Source organism: Pelomonas aquatica (assembly GCF_026712205.1).
In the GTDB taxonomy this organism is placed as follows: Bacteria; Pseudomonadota; Gammaproteobacteria; order Burkholderiales; family Burkholderiaceae_C; genus Pelomonas; species Pelomonas aquatica.
The window spans coordinates 160,018-180,568 of record NZ_JAPPUW010000003.1 but is presented as its reverse complement, the minus strand read 5'-3'; the positions used below and the strand labels follow the sequence as shown (position 1 = coordinate 180,568).

Sequence of the window (20,551 nt, the reverse complement as noted above, 5' to 3'; positions counted from 1 at the left end):
CGGCGATGGTGTGGCCGGACACACCATTCGTTCACCCCAACCTTCTGTCCGCACGCATCCTATGAGCACGCCCCGCATCGACTACCACGCCGCCTCTCCCGCCGCCATGAAGGCCATGCTGTCCATGTCCGCCGCCGTCAACAACCTGGGCCTGGAGCACAGCCTGCTGGAGCTGGTGAAGATGCGCGCCTCGCAGATCAACGGCTGCGCCTTCTGCCTGGACATGCATGCCCGCGACGCGCGCAAGGCCGGCGAGAGCGAGCGGCGCCTTCATGTGCTGCCGGCCTGGCGCGAGACCGGGCTGTTCAGCCGCCGCGAGCAGGCCGCGCTGGCCTGGACCGAGGCGCTGACCCTGGTGACCCAAGGCCATGCGCCGGACGCCGACTACGACCTCGCCCGCAGCGAGTTCAGCGACGCCGAGCTGGTGAACCTGACGCTGGCCATCACGACCATCAACGCCTGGAACCGCTTCGCCATCGGCTTCCGCAAGGCGCTGCCGGTGGAGCAATGATTCAGGCGTAGCGGTCCACGCCGTCGACGAGCCGCGCGCACAGTCGCGGCTCGGCCAACCGCTCCAGCCACCAGGCCAGGGCCCGGCCGTCGCCGGCCCGCCATCCGACATAGAGCGTGTTGGGCTCGCGCGGCACGGCCACCGCCTTGGCAACCAGTTCGCCGCGCAGGAGCAGCGAGGCCACGCGCACCTCGGGCAGCCAACCCACGCCCAGGCCAGCGCGCTGGGCGGCGATCTTGGCGGCCATGCTGGGCACGGCCAGCCGGGCCTGGCCGGCGCCGTGGCCATAGGCACGGCCATCGCCGCGTCGCGAGGTGTCGGCCACGACGACGGCGCGGTGGGCCCGCATCTGCTCGGCCGTCAGCGACCCCTTGGCCTTGGCCAGCGGGTGGCGCGGCGCGACGGCATAGACCCAGCGCATCTCGCCCAGCTCGCGCCACTGCACGCCCAGGCCGGCCGGCGGCTCGTTGGTCGCGCCGATGACGAGGTCGCCGCGGCCCTCGGCCAGGGCCTCCCAGGTGCCGCCCAGCACCTCGTGCGTGACGCGCAGGCTCACGCCCGAGTCCAGCTTGTCGAAGTCCTGGATGAGGGGCAGCAGCGAGTCGAACTCGATGATCTCGTCGGTGACGATCCACAGCCGGTCCTCCCAGCCCTTGGCCACCTGCGTGACGCGGCGCGTGAGGCGCTGCATGTCGTCGCGCAGCCTTGTCGCCTCGCGCACCAGCAGCGCGCCGGCGGGTGTGAGCTGCAGCCGGTAGCGGCGGCGGTCGAAGAGCAGGGCGTCGAAGCGGCCCTCGATCTGGCGCAGCGTGTACGACACGGTGGACGGTGCCTTGCCCAGGCTGGCCGCGGCGCGCGAGAGGCTGCCGCTGTCGAGGATGGCTTCCATCAACTGGATCTCGTCGTCGCTGAGCATGTTCGAAAGCCTTGCACGAGTCGGCCAACGGGGCCGGACGTCAAAAGGGATGCGCGATCCGAGTATCGAGTCCACGGCACACCCGCCGCATCCCCAGCAAGGAAACCATCATGTCCCGCTTCGCAAACAAGACCGTCCTCGTCACCGGTGGCACCTCCGGCATCGGCCTGGCCACGGCCCGCGCCTTCGCCGCCGAGGGCGCCCACGTCATCGTCACGGCCCGCCCGGGCCGCAAGGTCGAGGCCGACGACGGCTTCGAACTGGTGCCGCTGGACGCGGCCGACGTGATCGGCGCCCGCGCGCTGGGCGCCCACCTGGCTGCCGCCGGCCGCAAGCTCGACGCCGTGTTCGTCAACGCCGGCATCGCCGAGTTCGCCTCGCTGACCGATGCGACCGAAGATCTCTGGGACCGCACCTTCGGCACCAATGCCCGCGGTGCCTTCTTCCTGATCCAGGCGCTGCGCCCGGTGCTGGCCCAGGGCGCGTCCATCGTGCTGAACGGCTCCATCAACGCGCGCATCGGCATGCCCAACTCGGCCATCTATGCCGCCAGCAAGGCCGCGCTGATCTCGCTGGCCAAGACGTTGTCGGCCGAACTGCTGCCGCAGGGCGCGCGCGTCAACGTCGTCAGCCCCGGCCCGGTGACCACGCCGCTTTACGGCAAGCTGGGCTTCGATGCCGACACGCTGAAGCAGGTCGCCACGCAGATCCAGGGCCAGATCCCGCTGGGCCGCTTTGGCACGCCCGAGGAGATCGCCTCCACCGTGCTGCACCTCAGCGCGCCGGAATCGGCCTTCATCGTCGGCACGGAAATCATCGTCGACGGCGGCATGAGTCAACTTTGAGGAGCACGACCATGAAGCGACTCATCTCCGCCCTGGCCGCGCTGCTGCTCGCCGTCGGCGTGCAGGCGGCCACGATTGAAGACCACAGCGCCACCGCCAACGGCGTGCAGCTGCATTACCTGCAGGCCGGCGCCGGCAGTGACACGCCCGTCGTGCTGCTGCACGGCTACGCCGAGACCAGCCACATGTGGCTGCCGCTGATGGACCAGCTCGCCGACCGCCGCGTCGTCATCGCGCCCGACCTGCGCGGCGCCGGCGGCTCCGCGAAGCCGGACGGCGTCTACGACAAGAAGACGCTGGCCCAGGACGTGCACGCGTTGGTCAAGGGCCTGGGCCACCGCAAGGTCAAGATCGTCGGCCACGACATCGGCCTGATGGTGGCCTATGCCTACGCGGCACAGTACCCGGACGAGGTCGAGAGAATCGTGCTGATGGACGCCTTCCTGCCTGGCGTGGGCGACTGGAAGAGCGTCTGGCTGCTGCGCGACCTGTGGCACTTCCACTTCCACGGCCAGACCGCACTGCAGCTGGTGCAAGGCCGGGAGCGCATCTACTTCGAGCACTTCTGGAACGACTTCGCCGCCGACCGCACGCACTCGCTGTCCGAGGCCGACCGGCAGTTCTACACGGCGGCCTATGCCCAGCCGGGCGGCATGAAGGCGGGCTTCGGCTACTTCAAGGCCTTCGAGCAGGATGCGGCCGACTTCGCCGGCTTTGCTAGGACGCCGCTGAAGCAGCCCATGCTGGTGCTGACCGGTGAGAAGGCCTCGGGCAACTTCCTGATCGAGCAGGCCCGGCTGGTGGACGGCAAGGTCGAAGGTGTCGTCGTCAAGGGCTCGGGCCATTGGCTGATGGAGGAGGCTCCGGCGCAAACCATTCCGCGTCTGGTGGACTTCCTGAACCGCCGCTGAGCGGTCACCCGGAGTGGCGACAATCGCGGCGTTGTCCCAGCTCTGCGATTGCCTGACCGCCATGTCCACCCGCACCGTCTTTGGCGCCTGCCCCCACGACTGCCCCGACACCTGCGCGCTGCAGGTCACCGTCGAGAACGAACGCGTCGTCAAGGTGCAGGGCCGCGCCGAGCACCCCAGCACCCACGGCGCGCTATGCACCAAGGTCTCGCGCTACCCCGAGCGAACCTACCACGCCGAGCGCCTGCTGCACCCGCTCAAGCGCGTCAGCAAGAAGACCGAGGCGCCGCGCTTCGTGCAGGTCAGCTGGGCCGAGGCCCTCGCCGACATCGCGGCCCGGCTCAAGGCCATCGCCGCCCGCGACCCGCAGACCATCCAGCCCTACAGTTATGCCGGCACCATGGGCCTGATCCAGGGCGAGGCCATGGCCGGGCGGCTTTGGAACGCGCTGGGCGCCGCACGCCTGGACCGCACCATCTGCGCCTCGGCCGGCGGCGCCGGGCTGGCCGCCACCTATGGCCACAAGCTGGGCATGCACACGCGCCACTTCGCCGGTGCCAAGTTCATCGTCATCTGGGGCAGCAACAGCATCACGTCCAATCTGCATTTCTGGACCTATGCCAACCAGGCCAAGCGCGACGGCGCCAAGCTCATCTGCATCGACCCGCGCAGGACCGAGACCGCCGACAAATGCCACCAGCACATCGCGCTGCTGCCCGGCACCGACGGCGCGCTGGCCCTGGGCCTGATGCACGAGCTGATCGCCCACGACTGGCTGGACCACGACTACATCCAGCGCCATGTCGACGGCTGGGACGAACTGCGCGACAAGGCCCTGGCCTGGCCGCCGGAGCGCGTCGCCGCGACCTGCGGCATCACGGCCGACGAGGTGCGCGGCCTGGCCCGCGACTACGCGGACAGGGATGTCCTGGCGGCGCCCGCCGCCATCCGCATGAACTACGGCCTGCAGCGCGTGCGCGGCGGCGGCAATGCGGTGCGGCTGATCGCGCTGCTGCCCTGCCTGACCGGCGCCTGGCGCCACCCGAGCGGCGGCGTGCTGCTGTCGGCCTCGGGCTGGTTCGCGCCCTACAAGAACCCGGCGCTGGAGCGGCCCGACCTGCTCGCCGGCCGGCAGCCACGCACGGTCAACATGAGCACCATCGGCGACGCGCTGCTGGCCGAGGCCTCGCCCGAGTTCGGGCCGCGCATCGAGGCCCTGGTCGTCTACAACAGCAACCCGGTGGCCGTGGCGCCGGAGTCGCCCAAGGTGGTCAAGGGCTTCCAGCGCGAAGACCTGTTCACCGTCGTGCTCGAACACTTCATGACCGACACGGCCGACCTCGCCGACTATGTGCTGCCGGCCACGACGCAGCTGGAGCACCTGGACGTGCACACCAGCTACGGCCACACCGACGTGCTGATGAACCAGCCGGCCATCGCGCCGCTGGGCGAGGCCAAGACCAACACGCAGATCTTCCGCGAGCTGGCCGCGGCCCTGGGCCTGACCGACCCGGCCCTGCGCGAGACCGACGAGGAGCTGGCCGCCCAGGCCTTCACGGCCGACATCGACCTGGCGTTGCTGCGCAGCCAGGGCTGGCAGCCCCTGCCCGTGGCCGAGGCGCCGTTCGCCAACGGCGGCTTCCGCACGCCCAACGGTCGCGCCCAGGCGGCCGGTGCGGACTTCGTGCCCAACTACGAGAGCGCCGCCAGCGCACCCGAGCTGGCCGCTCGCTACCCGCTGGCCATGATCTCGCCGCCGGCGCGCAACTTCCTGAACAGCAGCTTCGTCAACGTGAAAAGCCTGCGCGACATCGAAGGCGAGCCGGTCATCGAGATGCACGCCGACGACGCCGCCGCGCGCAGCCTGGCCGACGGCGCGCTGGTGGCCGCCTTCAACGACCGCGGCCGCTACGTCGCCAAGCTCAAGGTCAGCCCGCGCGCGCGGCCCGGCGTCGTCAACGGCCTGGGCGTGTGGTGGCGTAAGCTCGGCGTGCAGGGCAGCAACGTCAACGAGGTGACCCACCAGCGCCTGACGGACATGGGCAATGCGCCGGCCTTCTACGACTGCCTGGTCGAGGTGGAACCCGCTTGATCCGCCGGGCGCTGCTCGTCGCCGTCGCGGCGCTTTCGCTGAGTGGCTGCAGCGCCGTCAGCCACTGGAGCCAGGCCGCCGGTGGTCATCTGGCGCTGATGCGTGCCGCCAGGCCGGTGGACGACTGGCTGGCCGACCCGGCCACGGCGCCCGACCTCGCCGAGCGCCTGCGGCTGTCGCAGCAGATGCGCGACTTCGCCACCCGCCGCCTCGCGCTGCCCGACAACAACAGCTACCGCCGCTATGCCGACCTGCATCGGCCGGCCGCGGTCTGGAACGTCGTCGCGGCGCCGGAGTTCGGCTTCGAGCTGAAGACCTGGTGCTACCCCGTCATGGGATGCGCCGGCTACCAGGGCTGGTTCAGCCGCGACGAGGCCCAGGCCCATGCCGATGCGCTGCAGGCCGAGGGCTGGGAGGTGCAGGTGCAGGCCATCCCCGCCTATTCCAGCCTGGGCTGGAGCCGCGTCCTCGGCGGCGACCCGCTGCTGAACACCTTCATCCGCTACCCCGAGGGCGAGCTGGCGGCCATGCTCTTCCACGAACTGGCCCACCAGCGCGTCTACGTGGCCGACGACACCGGCTTCAACGAGGCCTATGCCAGCGCGGTCGAGCTGCTCGGCGCGCGCGAATGGCTGGCGGCCAAGCCCGAGGCGCTGGCCGCCTTCGAGGATGGCCGCGCCCGGCGCGAGCGCTTCCTCGCACTGGCCCGGCAGGGCCGCGAACGCCTGGCCGCCGTCTACGCCGGCCCCGCCGCGCAGCGCGCTGAAGGCAAGGCCGCCGTCACGGCCGAGCTGCGCGCCCGCGCACCGGACGAGGCGCCCGGCTACGAGGCCTGGTTCCAGCGCGCCAACAACGCCAGCTTCGCCATCCTGTCGGCCTACGACGAACTGGTGCCGGCCTTCATCAGGCTGTTCGAGCGCGAGGGGCGGGACTGGGTGAAGTTCCACGCGGCCGTCGAGCGGCTGAAGCCGCTGTCGCGCGAGGAGCGCCGTGCTAACTTGCGGGGCCAAGGAGGCCCCCATGAGTCTGGTTCTTCGTCGCGTCAAACCCGCTGACGCCGCCGCGATTGCCGAGCAGTTCGCCGACCCCGATGTGTTCGGCGGCACGCTGCAACTGCCCTACCCGAGCGAGGAGCTCTGGGCCCAACGCATCGCCGGCATGAACCCGCCCGCGGCCGGTTCCAACGAGATGGTGCTGGCCGCCGTGCTGGACGACAAGGCCGTCGGCCTGGCCGGCCTGCACCCCGTCGGCCCGGCGGTGCGCCGCCGCCACGCGATGTCGCTGGGCATCACGGTCGCCAAGGCCAGCCAGGGCCAGGGCGTCGGCAACGCGCTGATGGCCGCGCTGATCGACTACGCCGACAACTGGGCGCAGATCCTGCGCATCGAGCTGACCGTCTATCACGACAACCAGCGCGCGATCCGTCTCTACGAGCGCCACGGCTTCGCCCCCGAAGGGCGGCTCAAGGCCTATGGGCTGCGCAACGGCGTCTACGAGGATGTGCTGGCGATGGCGAGGCTGCATCCGAGGCAGCCGATGGTGCGGGGTGCAGGCGACTGAGGATTCGTATTCACGGCAAGGCCTGCCCCCGCGCCGCCACATACAGCCGATACCACTCGTCCCGGCTCAGCTGAATCCTCACCGCATCGCCGCAGGCGCGAATCCGCTCCGCATTGCCGCTGCCGATGACCGGCTGGATGCCCGCCGGATGCCTCAGCAGCCAGGCCAGCAGCACGGCGTTGGCCGTCGTGCGGTGGGCCTCGGCGATCTCGTGCACGGCCTGGGCCGCGGCCGACGCGGCCGGGTCGTTGAAGCGGCCCTGCGCCAGCGCGCCCCAGGCCTGCAGCTGCACGCCGTGCTGCTGCGCATATTCCAGCGTGCCGGCCCAGGCGATGCCGCCGGGGCGCGTGGCGGCCTGCGGGTCGTTGAAGGTGGTGCCGACGTCGATGGCGTCCAGCTTGGCCAGGCTCAGCTCCAGCTGGTTCACGACCAGGGGTTCGTTCAAGGCCGTCTGCAGCCAGCGCATCTGGCCGGCATGCATATTGGACACACCCAGATGGCCCACCTTGCCCGCGGCCTTCAGCCGGCCGAAGGCGTGAGCGATCTCGGCGGGCTCCATCAGCGCGTCGGGGCGGTGCAGCAGCAGGATGTCGAGGCGTTCGACCGAGAGGCGCTTCAGGATGCCGTCGACGCTGCGTTCGATGTGGGTGGCGCTGAGGTCATAACGACCCACGTTGGCGTCATCGGCGAAGCGGATGCCGCATTTGCTCTGCAGCCTGATCCGGCCGCGCAGGCCGGCGTCGCGCTTGAGCAGTTCGCCGAACACGGCCTCGGCCTTGCCGCGGCGGTAGATGTCGGCGTGGTCGAAGAGCTTGATGCCGATGTCCAGCGCCGCCTCGACGGCCGCGTGGGCCTGGGCGATGTCGGCCTCGGAGATGGGGCTGTCGCCCCAGTCGCCGCCCAGGGCCATGCAGCCGTAGACGAGGGGGCCGACGTCGATGAGGTGGGCGTGGAGGGGAAGGGGGCGCTATTAGGTAGCAGACGCCCCTAGATGATGGGCGAAGGGCTCCATACCCTTCGTCCCATGTCTTCACGCATCCCCCCTCTCTGGCCTGGCTCGTCAAACGCCGCCGCGCCGTCGCCGGACTTCTCAACGTGGCCATGAAACGCCGCGAGCAACGCCAAGCGGCGCATGAGAAGCTTCAGCAGCAACACGACGCGGAGATCGCTGCGCTGCAGCGGGATCTCGCCGCCCTGGACCAGACGATCGGGTTGCACGAAATCCTGATCGACACCACCAAGCTCGGCTCGACACGGGTACAGCTTTCTCCCCGCCTGACTGAACATGGAACCATGACCAGGGCCATTCTGGCCGCCCTGGCGCAAGCACGGCCCCATGCGATGACGACGTATGCCGTCGTCTCCGCAGTGTGCATGAGCTGCGATCTGCATCCCAACGCAGAGGAGTATGCGGACATCCGCTATCGAGTGCGACACCGCCTGAAGGTCCTCGTCAAAGAAGGCAGGGCCGCACGGCTGCACGCCCCTTACAGCAATACCGAGGGGCTCTGGCGGGATGCGGGCGTCGCAAAGGGGCCGACGACCGGGCAGCCCGCAGGTCACCCGGTGTCCGCGAGCTCGCCAACTATCCCTTGGGAAAGCACGTTTGGCCCCGTGAGCCACCCGAAGGGGCCGACCGGACGACCTATTGCATGACGGCGACTTTCCGGGCGAAGCGCCTACCATCGGCGGGCCCCATGATTTCCTCCCTGCGCCGGTTGCCCTGGTAGTACTTGGCGAACCAGGTCGAATGGCCGTTCTTGAGCACTAGGCGTAGCAGCTCATCGAAGAGCTCGCGCATGGTGCGACCGCGGTTGTCTTCCCGCCAGGCAAACTCGCTCGCGTAGTCGATGAGGTACATCGGCCGGAAGCCATGGAAGACCCCGTACTCTGCTCGGCGCAGGCGGGAGAAGTACGACTCGGCCTGGTTGTCGTTCGTACCGTCAGCTTTGACCCACTCCTGCGAATGCACGACCGTGCAATGGTCGAACCATCGTGGCAGCTCGGCGAACGCGCTGCTCTCGTCGGTCATCATGACGGTACCTTGCGCGGCATACAACGTGGCGAACTGGGTCATGTCTACCTGATTCTCGTTGCGCGCGATGTAGACGAGCGTCCGGCGGGCGCCTTCGCCCCTGGTGGGAGAGACCTCACGCAGAACGCAGACGCACCGTCGTTTCTTCTTCCGCTTGGCATTGGCGCGACCGCCGGCGGACAGTTGGAGCCGACGCTTGTTCCGCATAGAACGCGATGCCTCGATCTTGTCGGCGATGGCGCGCTCGTCGCGCTGCTGCCCATGCCTGTTGGGCGAGCGACGCTTGCCGCAAAAGTAGCCGCCGTCCATCTGCGCAATGTCCTCGACTGGCGTGTAGCGGTTGCTCTTGAGAATGGCCTCCCGCAGCTTCTGCGTCAGCAGCCACGCGGTCTTCCACTGGCAGCCCAGCTCCCGCGCCAGCTCCGTTGCCGAAACGCTTTTGGCGCTGTTGATAAACGTGTAGAGGGCGGTGAGGATGTCCCGGATTGATAGCTTGTGGCCGTGGAACGCAGTCCCCGAGGTCACGCTGAAGTCGCGCTCACAACTTCTGCAGCGCCACTGCTGACGGTTGGTGCGCCAGTAGTGCTTGGCGATATGGCCACATGCTGGGCAGACTTGGCAGGTTTCGCTGCCCCATCGCAAGCGCGCCAGCAGCGCAATGTGCTGCTCATCACTGAGGCTTTCGAGTTGTCGCCTGGAGAAGTTTCGGCACTCGGCCGAAAGTAGAAAATGCTGTGCCATCCGAACCCCTTGGTGCGAGTGATGCGGAGCGACCGGTTGAGAGGTCGCTACGAAGCGCACCGGGTTCTGGGGCGGCTGAGGATGAGCAGCCCCCTGAGCCTTGACAGCTCATAGTCCGTGGCACATACTGATTGCGCCTACCCGTCCGGCAGGTTGCACACCAGTGAAGCCAGCACCCCTCTGCAAAGGGCTGCTGGCTTCGTGCTTTTTGCGTGCGCTGAAATCCTCAGGCTTGCGCTGCTAGGTCATTGACGGCCCCCTGTACTGAACTGCTGTTGCACAGCCCGATCGGGCTGACGAGTTTTCGGGGGAGGCGCGCCGGGCTCCTCTCAAAAATCGGCGCACGCGTCCCCCTTCAGCCCAAAGTACAAGGTGGTTTTTGGAAAGCTGCCTATGATTCAAGAAATTCAAATTTCATGAATCAGCCGCCGCCTCAGGCTCGGCACGGAGAGCACCGGCGGCGTGAGCAGCGAAGACAGCCATCAAGGGGGCGGAGAGCGGCGGGGGCGGAAGCCACGCACTGACGCTGAAGTCATCCGCACGCGGTTCACGCATTCGACCTTCAGCGTGCCGTTGACGGACTCCATGGGGGCGTTGTCCCAGCAGTCGCCCTTGCGGCTCATCGACACCTGGATGCCCCTTGCCTTGAGCTTGGCCCGGTAGTCCTTGGCCGCGTACTGCGACCCGCGATCGGAGTGATGGATGAGCGCCCCTTGCGGATCGCGCAGGCCGAGCGCAACGTCCAGCGCGCACAGCGTCAGTTCCTGGGGCATCGTCTCGCTCATCGCCCAGCCCACGAGCTCGCGCGCGAACAGGTCGAGCACCAGCGCCAGATACAGCCAGCCCTCGTCGGTGGGCACGTAGGTGATGTCGGCCAGCCACTTCTGGTTCGGCGCCGTGGCCTTGAAGTCGCGCTCGAGCACGTTCGGCGCCACCGGGTGGTCGTGCTTGGAATCCGTCGTGACCACGCGGAAAGCGCGCCGCCTGTGGCTTTGCAGTCCGTGCTCGCGCATCACGCGTGCAATGCGCTTGTGATTGACCGGGCGACCCCGCGCTGCGCTGATCTCCGCCGTCATCCGCCGCCGGCCATACCGCCCGCGATGATGCCGTTGGGCCTGTCGAATTTGATTGAGAAGCATCGCGTCATCGATCGCCCGCTTCGACGGCAGCCGCTTGCGCGCGGCGTCCAGCCCGCTGCGCGACACCGACAGCAACTCGCACATCATCACCGTCGGAAACCGGGACCGGTTCGCTTCGATCCACGCGTACTTCACAGCGACTCGCGCGCAAAGTACGCTGCCGCTTTTTTTAGCACTTCCTTTTCCATCTTCAGCTTCGCGTTCTCTTGCCGCAGCCGGCTCACCTCGGCCTCCAGCTCCGACACCGGCCGTGTCGGCTCACGCTTGACTGCAGGCTCGCCCCTGCGAGCCTTGTAGATCCAGTTCGCCAGCGACTTGCTCGACATCTCCAGCGAGCGCGCGACGGCCGCCATCGACCGTCCACCCTCGAGCACCTGGCTCACCGCCGCGGCCCGAAACTCGGCCGTGTACTTCCGATTGGGTCCTGTCTTCATAAGACCTCCACAAGGTCAAAAATAGCAGACCTCGTGGCGTCCGTTTTTCGGGGGCCAGTTCACGCTGGGCTGGGCCCAGCATGCCGACACCTACCTCGCCGCCTTCGCCTACCGCTTCAACCGCCGCTTCGATCTGCGCAGCCTCGTCGCACGGCTGATCGTCGACACGGCACGCTGTTCGCCGCATCGCATCAGCGAGATTCGGGGCGGGGCTGAGGCACATTACTAATCAGGTCGACTTTTTGGCATACCCCAAGCAGCATTTGATTGCCCTGGGCTTTCGCGACGACTACTTCGGCATCGAGGTCAAGCACTTGGATCCCGGCGAGGGCTTCTCGCAAAAGGCTTCACGCGCGCTCTGGCAGACCGTCAGCTATACCGATTCAGAGTTCTTCGTTCAAGGTACGCGGGCGCGCCTTAAATTCGCGGTGCTCTTCAGCGGCATGTCCTTCGAGAAGGAGGTCAAGCTGCTAAATCACCTGGGGCAGACCTTTGAGAACGATTGGGCGCTGTGGCACGGACTGCGCCAGCTTGCCAACCACGCCAACGTGGGGACGCTCGAGATCAAAGGTGACCGCGATGCTTGGACTGGCTGGAAGATTGCCTTCGCCGGCGGGAGATACTTCACTCGAAGTCACTTCGACAAGGAATGCAGTTATCGCCTGTCAAATCCACGGATGGTCGAGAAGAACCGCATTGGAAGTTTTTAGGGTCGGCCTCCACCTAGTTGAATTGACCTGCGTCCGCACTATTGCTGACTACCCCGAGTCCTCGGCCAAAAACGCGCGAGCGTCAAAGTCATCCGCCTGACTTGACAGGAATACAGACGGCCGCTGACTGAAACCCTCGGAAACTCCTGTACCGTTACCCTGCCCGGCTCGCCGACAAAGTACAGCCGCTGCCCAAGGCGCACCGGCTCGAAGCCCGGTGGAAGCGGTGCATGCCGCCACTTGTTGATCTTGGTTTCGAAGCGGCTGATCGGCCCGGCGTTGCGCCAGCCACGCCTTTTCGATTTGGACATCTATTCCCACGCATCAAGTGCTCCTCTTTTCTTCATAGCCAGCTTCCTTAAAGCGCTGGTCGCCTTGAGAGATCCCGAGACATCGCGCGACCGCTCTCAATGCCGCTGTAACTCTCGCGCCCACCGCGTGATCGCCCCTTCGGTCGCCAGCCGCACTTGTCTCGCGCTGCCCAGCCGATCCAGCGGCAGATCCAGATCTCCCAGGTCCGGCAGCACCTGCCGCTCGACGCCCCAGCGGTCCGCTACGTCGGCGATGGCGTTCCGGGCGATCACCTCAAGGTGGTCAGGACTGGGTTGCTGCAGCATCAGCACCCTAAAGCGCGTCCGCAGCGCCGGCGCAATGTCGCTCAGCCTGTTGGCCGTTGCCAGCCACAGAACTCCGGAGAAGTCGCATCCCGTCTTCAGGAAGACATCGTGATGCCGCGTTGCCGTCTCCGGCTCCACCAGCCCGAGCAGGTAGGACTGGATGCCGACACCATCGCGCTGATGGTCGTGTGCCTTGTCGAGTTCGTCCAGGATGACGATGGCCGATGCCGACTGGTGCGTGGTCAGCAGCCTCGTGCAATGCGCTCATGCACAAGGCCTGAACTTGGGCGTCGATCAGCTCGGTCAGCCCGTCCAAGGTCGGCACGGACTGCTTGGGCGGCACGGCGAGGCGAGGAATCGCCGCATTGATGGCCAGCGGTGCCTGGTCCATCTCGCGGAAGTAGAGCTGGATGAGTTCCATGCGCTCCTCGGGCCGGGCATCCAGACTCGCCGCGTATTCGCGCAAGAGAAGCCCGACAGCCACAGCCCAGGTTTCACGCCTTGGGCGGCCAACCAGCAGCGACGCGGCGCTGCGGATCCGGTCCGCACGTTGCCGCACACCCAGGCGGGGTGACAACGCGGCATTCAAGGCCTGGCGGAAAGATTGAAGCGATTCGGGCAGGCTGCCGTGGGTCGCCACGAGCTCCATGAAGGCCAGTGCGTTGGACGCTGCTTCCGAATACCGGGAGCGCTGACGAAGCTCTCCGATCAATGAAGTGATGCGATGGCCTGCGGCCGCGCTAGATTTTTGCCGGCTTGGCTTGCTGTCGGCTTCAACGCCAGGGAGAGAATCGGTCGGTTGAGTCATGGCTCCAGGTTAGGAGCCAGGGCACAGGCGCTCTAGGGGCGCCTGCTACCTAATAGCGGAAGGGGGCGGACCATGAGGCTGGGGTTATGCGATGGAGCTCGGGCCGGCATCATGCGCCAGCGGCCCGCTGCTGCGCCAGCCGAACAGGCCGGCCAGGGCCGCGGCGAGGCCGGCGACGATGGCGGTGATGCTGGCCAGACGCAGCAACCGGCGGCGCTGCTGGCGGCTCAGGCGCGGCTTGCGGGCGGGGTGGCGGGCGAGGTCGTGCATCAGCGTGATCTCGTGCTGGCGTTCCTCGATGAGGTGGGGCAGGTCGCTGCCGCTCTCCAGGCGCCGCGCCAGCTCGCGCACCGCGTCCAGCTCGCGCTCGCGGATGCGCAGGCCCGGCGCCTTCATCCGGCTGCCGAGGTTGCGCGCGCGCATGAACAGGGCCTTGGCGGCGAGGCGGTCGGGCTGGCAGCCCCAGCCGGCGTCCAGGCAGCCGGCGAGGTTGAAGGTGGCGTCGGCATGGCCGAGGGCGGCGGCGGCGGTGTAGAGGGTCACGCCGCGCGGCGCGTCGGGGTCGCCGCCCCAGCCGCCGACGAGCATGCGGCCGAGGTGGAACTTGGCCGTCAGGCTGCCTTCGGCGGACGCGCGCTCCAGGCGCGTGCGCGCCTGCACGGGGTCGCGCGGCAGGCCCAGGCCTTCGAGCTGGCACAGGCCCATCATGGCCAGGCCCTCGGTGTTGCCCGAGTCCGCCGACACGCGGAACCAGTAGACGGCCTGCTCATGGTCGGGCTCGGGCGCACGGAAGTGGGCCAGCCCCTCGTCGAGCGGGTCGAGGCTGTGCGGGTCCGGGTCGACAAGGCGCATGGTTCCTCCCTGGGCGGCGGCGGGCTTGGCTGGCCCTGCTCTGCGGCGCCGAAGTATGCGGGCAAACGGGCTTCTCGCGTAGAGTGCGCCGCACGACAGCAAGGAGAGCCGCCGTGGCCGAAATCCACATCCACCGAGACCATGACCTGGGGCTCAAGAAGGCCCGCGAAATTGCCTGGACCTGGGCCGAGCATGTCGAGCAGAGGTTCGACATGGAGTGCACGGTGATCGAGGGCAAGGACGAGGACACCGTGGAGTTCACGCGTTCTGGCGTGAAGGGCGAGCTGACCGTCACGGCCGACCGCTTCGAGCTGGTGGCCCAGCTGGGCTTCCTGCTCGGCGCGTTCAAGGCGAGCATCGAGGGCGAGATCCAGAAGGAACTCGACACGCTGCTGGCGGCCGGCAGGAAGAAGGCGCCGGCCAAAAAGAAACCGGCCTGAGGCCGGTTGCCTGAAACCGCGGGCCGCGCGCCGGGCCGCTCCCAAGCCGGCCCGCGGGCGAGGGGTCGACTATTTCAGCGATTCGATCAGGTCGACGTACTGCTGCATCGCGTCGTCGTTGCTCGTGCCCTTGAGCTCGTTCCAGGCATCCCACTTGGCGCGGCCGACCATGTCGGTGAAGCCGGGGCGCTTGCCGTCGACGTCGCCGGCGCTGCCCTGCTTGTAGAGGGCGTAGATCTTCAGCAGCGTCATGTTGTCGGGCCGCTCGGGCAGGTTCTTCGAATCGGCGACGGCGGCTTCGAATTGGTCTTTCAGGCTCACGGGGTTCTCCAGGCTGATTCGAGGGGTTCGACTTGGTGACAATCGATCGAACGAGGCCCACGAGTTTAGGCCGCAAGAACGACGCTTCCGAGGAGACCGATTTGGGCCAGATCAGCGAACGCATGTCCAAGGTGGATACCGCCTGGCTGCGCATGGACACCGAGGCCAACTTGATGATGATCGTCGGCGTCTGGTCCATCCGCCCCGGCATCACGTTGGCGGCGCTGCGCGAGCGCGTGGCCGAGCGGCTGCTGAAGTACCCGCGCTTTCGGCAGAAGGTGGTCGAGGACTCGCTGGTCGGCGCGCAGTGGGTGGCGGACCGGGACTTCGACATCGCCCGCCACGTTGTCGCCGAGGCGCCGCTGCCGCTGCGCGGCCAGGGCCGCGACGAGGTGCTGCGCGAGCGCGTCGGCGAGCTGTGCTCGCAGCCGCTGGACCCGGCGCATCCGCTGTGGCAGTTCCAGCTCATCGAGGACATGGGCGACGGCAGCAGCGCGCTGATCGCCCGCATCCACCACTGCATCGCCGACGGCATCGCGCTGATCGCGGTGATGCTGTCCATCACCGATGGCGGCAAGGCGCCGCCCAGCCGCGAGCCCGCGCCGGCCGAGGCGCATCACGACGCGGACTGGCTGCTGGACGCCTTCCTGCGGCCGATGACGAACATGACGGTCAAGGCCATCGGGCTGACGGGCAAGGGCATGTCCAGGGGCGTGGACGCGGTGATGAGCGGCACCAACCCAATGACTTTGCCGATGGATTCGTCGCTGGAGATGGCCCGCCTGGGCTACCAGGCCGTGTCCGACGTGGCGGCCTTCGCGCTGATGCCGGACGACTCGCCCACGCGGCTGAAGGGCAAGCCCGGCGCGAAGAAGACCGTGGCCTGGGACGACGGCCTTCTGCTTGCCGAGGTCAAGGCCGTCGGCAAGGCGCTGGGCGCGTCGATCAACGACGTGCTGCTGGCCTGCGCGGCCGGCGCCATCGGCCGCTACCTGGCGGACAAGGGCGAGGACACGGCGGGCAAGGAGATCCGCGCGATGGTGCCGGTGAACCTGCGCCCGCTGGAGCAGGCCTGGCAGCTCGGCAACCGCTTCGGCCTCGTGCCGCTGGTGCTGCCCATCGGCATCGCCAACCCGGTCGAGCGGCTGTTCGCGGTGCGCGCGCGCATGAACGAGCTCAAGGGCAGCTTCCAGCCGGTGATGGCCTTCGGGCTGCTGTCGGTGGCTGGCCTGCTCATCAAGCCGGTGCAGCATGCGATGCTGAACATCTTCGCGAAGAAGGCGACGGCCGTGATGACCAATGTGCCCGGCCCGGCCCAGGCGCTGAAGTTCTGCGGCTCGACGGTCGAGAAGCTGATGTTCTGGGTGCCGCAGTCCGGCGACATCGGCTTGGGGCTAAGCATCCTGACCTATGCCGGCCGCGTGCAGTTCGGCCTCATCACCGACACCGGCCTGTGCCCCGACCCCGAGGCCATCACCGCCAACTTCGCGCCCGAGTTCGAGAAGCTGCTGCTGCTGGCGCTGATGATGCCCTGGGAGCGCGACGCGGGCTGACGGCTAGGGCCTGGCGGGCGCCGATGCGCCGGCCGCGGGCTTCTTGGCCTTGCCGCCCTTGGGATTGCCTGCGGCCGTGGGGTAGGCCATCGCGACGGTGCCCAGGTCGGCCTTCTGCAGATAGGCGGCGTACTGCGCCTCGTTGCAGGGCTTGGCGTCGTTGTAGTAGCGGTTGTCGCCCTTGGAGCGCTCGCCGCTGAAGGCCGGCGCCTGGCTGCCTTCGGGGTAGTAGGCGACGTAGCTGGCATAGCTCTGCGCGCAGCCCTCGCGCAGTTCGGCCTGGGCGCGCTCGGCGGGGGTGTCGGCGGCCGAGGCGGGCAGCATGGGAAGCAGAGCGGCAAATGCGAATGCGACGGCTCTCATGGCTGACCTCCATACAGCAAGGTGGTGAGCGTGAGATTACGCCTGGCGAACCGCAAATGCACGTGCGCGACGGGAGGCAAAGGCGCTCGACGCGCCCCTGCGGCGGAGTGGCCGGGCGGCTTCAGCGGTGGCGCGGCGAATCCAGGCTGACCTCCGCGGCGGCGAAGTCCATCTCGCCGGCACGGCGGGCGCGGTCGATCTCGGCGACCACCTGCTGGCGGGTCGGCATCGCGGTCCGCGGGCCGGCGGCCGTGGGCTCATCCGCCATCATCTTGCCGGGGTCGGCGGGCATGGCGCAGCCGGTGGCGGCCGGTGCGTCGTGCGAGGCCGTGCAGGGCGGGCGGCCATTGCCCTGCTGGCCGTTTGCCGCCGGTGCGGCGGGCTGTTGGGCCAGGGCCTGGCCGCAGGTGAAGGCGAGGGCGGAGAAAAGCAGAAGTCGGATCTTCATGGGAACCCCCTTTGCGTGACTGCCGCAGCGCCCGGAGCCGGGCGCTGCTCCGGCGTCAAGGCGCCGGTGCGGAAACATTAGGCGGCTGGCCCGCGTGCCGCCACGGCTTGCGGGCCGGCGGCTAGGTAGTTCTGTGGACTTCCTTCGTGCGCGACGGACAAACAAAAGGCGCTCCGTGGAGCGCCCTGCTTGCGGAGCCGTCGGCCGATCAGAGGCGGAAGGGCTCGGCCTTCTTCTTGGGGGCGGCCGGGCGGCCGGCGGCGGTCGGGTAGGCGGCCATCACCTTGGCCGGGTCGGCCTTGTCCAGGTAGGCGGCGTACTGCTGCTCGGTGCAGGCCAGCAGCTTGCCCGGCCGGGCCTCGCCCTTGTACTTGCCGTTGGCGTAGACGAACTGGTATTCGTTGGCGGCGACCGGCGTGGCGACGCTGCTCGTGTCGGTGTAGCTCTTCGCGCATTCGGCGCGCAGCTCGGCCTGCTCGGGCGTCGCGTTGTTGGCGGCCTGGGCGGCGAAGGCCGTGAAAGCAGCGAGGGCGGGGATCAGGAACTTCATGGCGCGGTCTCGTTCAGGGGGTGACGACGGGACGCAGCTTACGCCGCAGCGTGCCGGCATGCATCCCCGGAAGCACGGGTGACGGCGCCGTGACATCCATCACGGATGGCCGAGGGCTTCCGGGTTTCCACCGGTTTCGCACCTCATGCCTTGCCGCCTGCATGCGGCAAGGCCTTCACAAGGCGTCGGACAGGACGCAGGCCCTGTCCTCGGTCCTTGTTCAGTCTTCCAGCTCCTCGCGCGCCAGCTCGATGTCCAGCAGCTCCATCGCGTCCATGGCCTCGCAGGCGGCCGCGTCGGCGTAGAGCTTCTCGGCCTCCTGCATGCGCTTGTCGCCCTCCAGCATGACGAGGCCGTTGGCGCGCTCGATCATCGCGATGGCGCTGGCCGGGTTGAGCTTCAGGGCCTGCTCGAACATCTTCAGCCCGGTGGCCGTGTCGGCGCCTTGGGTCTTGCCCAGCAGCTTGCCGACCTTGTCGATGACCTCGGCATGGAAGGCGCCCAGCGCGATGTGGGCATCGGCATGCTTGGGTGCGAGCTTGATCGTCGTCTCCAGCGCGTTCTTGACCTTGCTGCCCAGGCCCTGGGCCAGCGCCTTGGCCACGCTGATGCCCTGGCCGTAGCGGCCCAGCGCATAGGCCTGCCAGTACCAGGCGTTGGCGTCCGAGGGCTCCTCGGCCTGCCGGGCTTCGGCGCGCTCGGCGATCTCCAGGAACATCTCCAGCTTCAGCTTCTCCTTCTTCTCGAGGTAGTTGGCGTAGATGGCCTGGGCCTTGTTGGCGACCGTGATGCCGGCGCCGCCCGCGGCCAGGCCGGCGTCGTGGGCGGCCTGGAAGTCACCGGCGTGGAAATGGACCCAGGCCTGCTGGACGGCGGCGTCCTTGGGGAAGGGCTCGGCGTCGCCGGCGTGCAGCCGGGCCCAGTGCTTCTTCAGCGTGGCCGGCGTGTAGACGAAGGCGCTGTTGTCGTAGGGGAAGGCGCTCCACTTGGCCATCACTTGTCTCCTTGTTGGTAATTGCCGGCGAGCTTGAAGAGGTGGTCCCGCGATGCTGGCTCAAGATAGGGTAGCAGCAGGCTCAGCGTGTGGAAGGCGCCGCGCATCAGCGCGCTGCCGGCGCGGTCCGGCTCCAGCGCATGGCGCGGGTCGCGCACGTATTCATAGCTCAGCCAGTAGCTGACGACGACGACCATTGCGTTGGCCGTCGGCGCGGCCTCGCGCAGCTCCATCTTCAGCGCGCCGCCCAGGTGCAGGCCCGACAGCACCTGGCGCATGGCCTGCTCCTTGGCGGCGAGCAGGGCCTGGAAATGGGTCTCCAGCCGGCGGTTCTTGAACAGCAGGTCGTTCAGGTCGCGGTAGAGGAAGCGGTGCTTCCAGATCAGCTCGAACAGCATGTGGAAGAACAGCCAGGCGTCCTCGACATTGCGGACGCTGTCGGCCGCGGCCAGCAGCTCGCCCAGCTCGGCCTCGTAGCGGCCAAAGAGGGCATTGACCAGCTCGTCCTTGGCCGGGTAGTGGTAGTAGAGGTTGCCCGGGCTGATCTTCAGCTCGGCCGAGATCAGCGTCGTCGACACATTCGGCTCGCCGAAGGCGTTGAACAGATCCAGCGTGACCTCCAGGATGCGCTCGGCGGTGCGGCGGGGGCGTTTGGGCGTAGGCATGCGCGGGAGATTCTGGCAGCGATCAGCGCGCAGGGAGGGGCGACTTTTAGAATCGCGCGCTTATGCCGAGCCCGACCTCATCGCCACCCGCCATCTCCTTCGAGAACGTCAAGAAAACCTATCGGGGAGGGCAGGTCAAGGCCCTTGGGGGCGTCAGCTTCGACATCCCCTGCGGCGAATTCTTCGGCCTGCTCGGTCCCAACGGTGCCGGCAAGACCACGCTGATCAGCGTGCTGGCCGGCCTGGCCAAGGCCACCGAAGGCCGGGTGCGCGTGATGGGCCACGACGTCGTCGACGACTACGCCGCGGCGCGCAGGGCCCTGGGCGTCGTGCCGCAGGAGCTGGTCTTCGACCCCTTCTTCAGCGTGCGCGAGTCGCTGCGCATCCAGAGCGGCTATTTCGGCGTGCACGGCAACGACGACTGGATCGACGAGCTGCTGCACCACCTCGGCCTGGCCGACAAGGCCAACGCGAACATGCGCCAGCTTTCCGGCGGCATGAAGCGCCGCGTGCTGGTGGCCCAGGCCCTGGTGCACCGCCCGCCGGTCATCGTGCTGGACGAGCCGACGGCCGGGGTCGACGTGGAGCTGCGCCAGACGCTGTGGCAGTTCATCGCCCGCCTGAACAAGGAGGGCCACACGGTGCTGCTGACGACGCATTACCTCGAAGAGGCCGAGGCCCTGTGCCAGCGCATCGGCATGCTGAAGGCCGGCCGCATCGTCGCGCTGGACCGCACCTCTCAGCTGCTGGCCGGAACGCACTCGACGATGCTGCGCTTCAAGACCGATGCGCCGCTGCCGGCCGACATTGCCGCGCGTGCCCGCGTGACGGGCCGCATCGTGCAGGTCACGGCGCATGACGCCGCGGAGGTGGAGTCGACGCTGGCCGAGCTGAGGAAGGTCGGCTGTCCGGTCGAAGACCTCGAGATCGGCCGCGCCGACCTCGAGGACGTGTTCCTGGAAATCATGAATGGAGCCGCGGCATGAGCCCCGCACGGCCGCCCGAAGGGGCTCATTCCCGCTTGGCGGGACAGCGCGAAGCGCGAA

Annotated in this window: 24 protein-coding genes and 1 pseudogene; 11 read left to right on the top strand and 14 right to left on the bottom strand. The window is 68.1% G+C overall.

Annotated features, from left to right (window positions below):
* The first annotated feature begins 61 nt into the window (after positions 1-61).
* Entirely contained in the window at positions 62-511 is a 450-nt protein-coding gene (locus tag NYP07_RS04620) for a carboxymuconolactone decarboxylase family protein (protein WP_268147914.1), read from the top strand.
* 1 nt (position 512) lies between these two features.
* On the opposite strand, the gene NYP07_RS04615 is transcribed toward NYP07_RS04620, so the two are convergent.
* Complete coding sequence (locus NYP07_RS04615; protein WP_268147913.1) at positions 513-1,427, bottom strand: LysR family transcriptional regulator; 915 nt, start codon at positions 1,425-1,427, stop codon at positions 513-515.
* A gap of 110 nt (positions 1,428-1,537) precedes the next feature.
* Here NYP07_RS04615 and NYP07_RS04610 point away from each other — a divergent pair, with 110 nt between their 5' ends.
* The 5 genes from NYP07_RS04610 to NYP07_RS04590 all read left to right on the top strand — a co-directional run bounded on the left by NYP07_RS04610 (position 1,538) and on the right by NYP07_RS04590 (position 6,835).
* A complete protein-coding gene (locus NYP07_RS04610) occupies positions 1,538-2,272 on the top strand; it encodes an SDR family oxidoreductase (RefSeq protein WP_268147912.1) in 735 nt (244 codons plus the stop codon).
* Between the two features lie 11 nt (positions 2,273-2,283).
* Positions 2,284-3,183, top strand: coding sequence for an alpha/beta fold hydrolase (locus tag NYP07_RS04605; RefSeq protein WP_268147911.1), 900 nt, complete (start codon positions 2,284-2,286; stop codon positions 3,181-3,183).
* A 61-nt stretch (positions 3,184-3,244) separates the two neighbouring features.
* Positions 3,245-5,275 carry a molybdopterin-containing oxidoreductase family protein gene (locus tag NYP07_RS04600; RefSeq protein WP_268147910.1) on the top strand — a complete coding sequence of 677 codons (2,031 nt, stop codon included), beginning with the start codon at positions 3,245-3,247 and terminating at the stop codon, positions 5,273-5,275.
* Positions 5,272-6,330, top strand: a complete 1,059-nt coding sequence (locus tag NYP07_RS04595; RefSeq protein ID WP_268147909.1) for an aminopeptidase — start codon at positions 5,272-5,274, stop codon at positions 6,328-6,330. Before NYP07_RS04600 ends, NYP07_RS04595 begins: the two co-directional genes overlap by 4 nt.
* Positions 6,296-6,835, top strand: a complete 540-nt coding sequence (locus tag NYP07_RS04590; RefSeq protein WP_268147908.1) for a GNAT family N-acetyltransferase — start codon at positions 6,296-6,298, stop codon at positions 6,833-6,835. Before NYP07_RS04595 ends, NYP07_RS04590 begins: the two co-directional genes overlap by 35 nt.
* Before the next feature lie 10 nt (positions 6,836-6,845).
* Here NYP07_RS04590 and NYP07_RS04585 read toward each other — a convergent pair whose 3' ends face one another.
* Positions 6,846-7,775: an aldo/keto reductase gene (locus NYP07_RS04585; protein WP_268148070.1), complete on the bottom strand. Its 930-nt coding sequence runs from the start codon at positions 7,773-7,775 to the stop codon at positions 6,846-6,848.
* Between the two features lie 161 nt (positions 7,776-7,936).
* Between NYP07_RS04585 and NYP07_RS04580 the strand changes: the two genes are divergently transcribed.
* Complete coding sequence (locus tag NYP07_RS04580; RefSeq protein WP_268147907.1) at positions 7,937-8,491, top strand: hypothetical protein; 555 nt, start codon at positions 7,937-7,939, stop codon at positions 8,489-8,491.
* Here NYP07_RS04580 and NYP07_RS04575 read toward each other — a convergent pair.
* The 3 genes from NYP07_RS04575 to NYP07_RS04565 all read right to left on the bottom strand — a co-directional run bounded on the left by NYP07_RS04575 (position 8,481) and on the right by NYP07_RS04565 (position 11,184).
* Entirely contained in the window at positions 8,481-9,611 is a 1,131-nt protein-coding gene (locus NYP07_RS04575; protein ID WP_268147906.1) for an IS1595 family transposase, read from the bottom strand. The two genes, NYP07_RS04580 and NYP07_RS04575, sit on opposite strands and share 11 nt — an antisense overlap.
* Positions 9,612-10,093: 482 nt before the next feature.
* Positions 10,094-10,885, bottom strand: coding sequence for an IS3 family transposase (locus NYP07_RS04570; protein WP_268147905.1), 792 nt, complete (start codon positions 10,883-10,885; stop codon positions 10,094-10,096).
* Entirely contained in the window at positions 10,882-11,184 is a 303-nt protein-coding gene (locus tag NYP07_RS04565; protein WP_268147904.1) for a transposase, read from the bottom strand. Before NYP07_RS04565 ends, NYP07_RS04570 begins: the two co-directional genes overlap by 4 nt.
* A gap of 242 nt (positions 11,185-11,426) precedes the next feature.
* Between NYP07_RS04565 and NYP07_RS04555 the strand changes: the two genes are divergently transcribed.
* The gene (locus tag NYP07_RS04555) at positions 11,427-11,894 is read left to right on the top strand and encodes a hypothetical protein (protein WP_268147903.1); all 468 of its coding nucleotides are present in this window, start codon (positions 11,427-11,429) and stop codon (positions 11,892-11,894) included.
* Between the two features lie 407 nt (positions 11,895-12,301).
* Here NYP07_RS04555 and NYP07_RS04550 read toward each other — a convergent pair whose 3' ends face one another.
* The 3 genes and pseudogenes from NYP07_RS04550 to NYP07_RS04540 form a co-directional block, all read right to left on the bottom strand.
* Positions 12,302-12,517 (bottom strand): hypothetical protein, encoded by a 216-nt coding sequence (locus NYP07_RS04550; protein ID WP_268147902.1) that lies wholly within the window; start codon positions 12,515-12,517, stop codon positions 12,302-12,304.
* 54 nt (positions 12,518-12,571) lie between these two features.
* Positions 12,572-12,721: pseudogene (locus NYP07_RS24100) on the bottom strand (hypothetical protein); the annotation flags it as partial.
* Positions 12,722-13,403: 682 nt separating this feature from the next.
* Positions 13,404-14,171: a tetratricopeptide repeat protein gene (locus NYP07_RS04540; RefSeq protein ID WP_268147899.1), complete on the bottom strand. Its 768-nt coding sequence runs from the start codon at positions 14,169-14,171 to the stop codon at positions 13,404-13,406.
* Between the two features lie 113 nt (positions 14,172-14,284).
* On the opposite strand from NYP07_RS04540, the gene NYP07_RS04535 reads away from it, so the two are divergent.
* Complete coding sequence (locus tag NYP07_RS04535; RefSeq protein WP_268147897.1) at positions 14,285-14,611, top strand: polyhydroxyalkanoic acid system family protein; 327 nt, start codon at positions 14,285-14,287, stop codon at positions 14,609-14,611.
* Positions 14,612-14,680: 69 nt separating this feature from the next.
* On the opposite strand, the gene NYP07_RS04530 is transcribed toward NYP07_RS04535, so the two are convergent.
* Complete coding sequence (locus NYP07_RS04530) at positions 14,681-14,932, bottom strand: acyl-CoA-binding protein (protein ID WP_268147896.1); 252 nt, start codon at positions 14,930-14,932, stop codon at positions 14,681-14,683.
* Positions 14,933-15,054: 122 nt separating this feature from the next.
* Between NYP07_RS04530 and NYP07_RS04525 the strand changes: the two genes are divergently transcribed.
* The gene (locus tag NYP07_RS04525) at positions 15,055-16,485 is read left to right on the top strand and encodes a wax ester/triacylglycerol synthase family O-acyltransferase (protein ID WP_268148068.1); all 1,431 of its coding nucleotides are present in this window, start codon (positions 15,055-15,057) and stop codon (positions 16,483-16,485) included.
* Positions 16,486-16,488: 3 nt separating this feature from the next.
* Here NYP07_RS04525 and NYP07_RS04520 read toward each other — a convergent pair whose 3' ends face one another.
* The 5 genes from NYP07_RS04520 to NYP07_RS04500 all read right to left on the bottom strand — a co-directional run bounded on the left by NYP07_RS04520 (position 16,489) and on the right by NYP07_RS04500 (position 19,505).
* A complete protein-coding gene (locus NYP07_RS04520; RefSeq protein ID WP_268147894.1) occupies positions 16,489-16,848 on the bottom strand; it encodes a hypothetical protein in 360 nt (119 codons plus the stop codon).
* Positions 16,849-16,969: 121 nt separating this feature from the next.
* Positions 16,970-17,296, bottom strand: a complete 327-nt coding sequence (locus NYP07_RS04515) for a hypothetical protein (protein WP_268147892.1) — start codon at positions 17,294-17,296, stop codon at positions 16,970-16,972.
* 208 nt (positions 17,297-17,504) lie between these two features.
* Positions 17,505-17,846, bottom strand: a complete 342-nt coding sequence (locus NYP07_RS04510; protein ID WP_268147890.1) for a hypothetical protein — start codon at positions 17,844-17,846, stop codon at positions 17,505-17,507.
* Between the two features lie 220 nt (positions 17,847-18,066).
* Positions 18,067-18,840, bottom strand: coding sequence for a tetratricopeptide repeat protein (locus tag NYP07_RS04505; protein WP_268147888.1), 774 nt, complete (start codon positions 18,838-18,840; stop codon positions 18,067-18,069).
* On the bottom strand, positions 18,840-19,505 hold the full coding sequence (locus NYP07_RS04500; RefSeq protein ID WP_268147887.1) for a TetR/AcrR family transcriptional regulator: 666 nt from the start codon (positions 19,503-19,505) through the stop codon (positions 18,840-18,842). Before NYP07_RS04500 ends, NYP07_RS04505 begins: the two co-directional genes overlap by 1 nt.
* A gap of 62 nt (positions 19,506-19,567) precedes the next feature.
* Here NYP07_RS04500 and NYP07_RS04495 point away from each other — a divergent pair, with 62 nt between their 5' ends.
* Positions 19,568-20,491 carry an ABC transporter ATP-binding protein gene (locus NYP07_RS04495; RefSeq protein WP_268147885.1) on the top strand — a complete coding sequence of 308 codons (924 nt, stop codon included), beginning with the start codon at positions 19,568-19,570 and terminating at the stop codon, positions 20,489-20,491.
* Positions 20,492-20,551 lie beyond the last annotated feature (60 nt).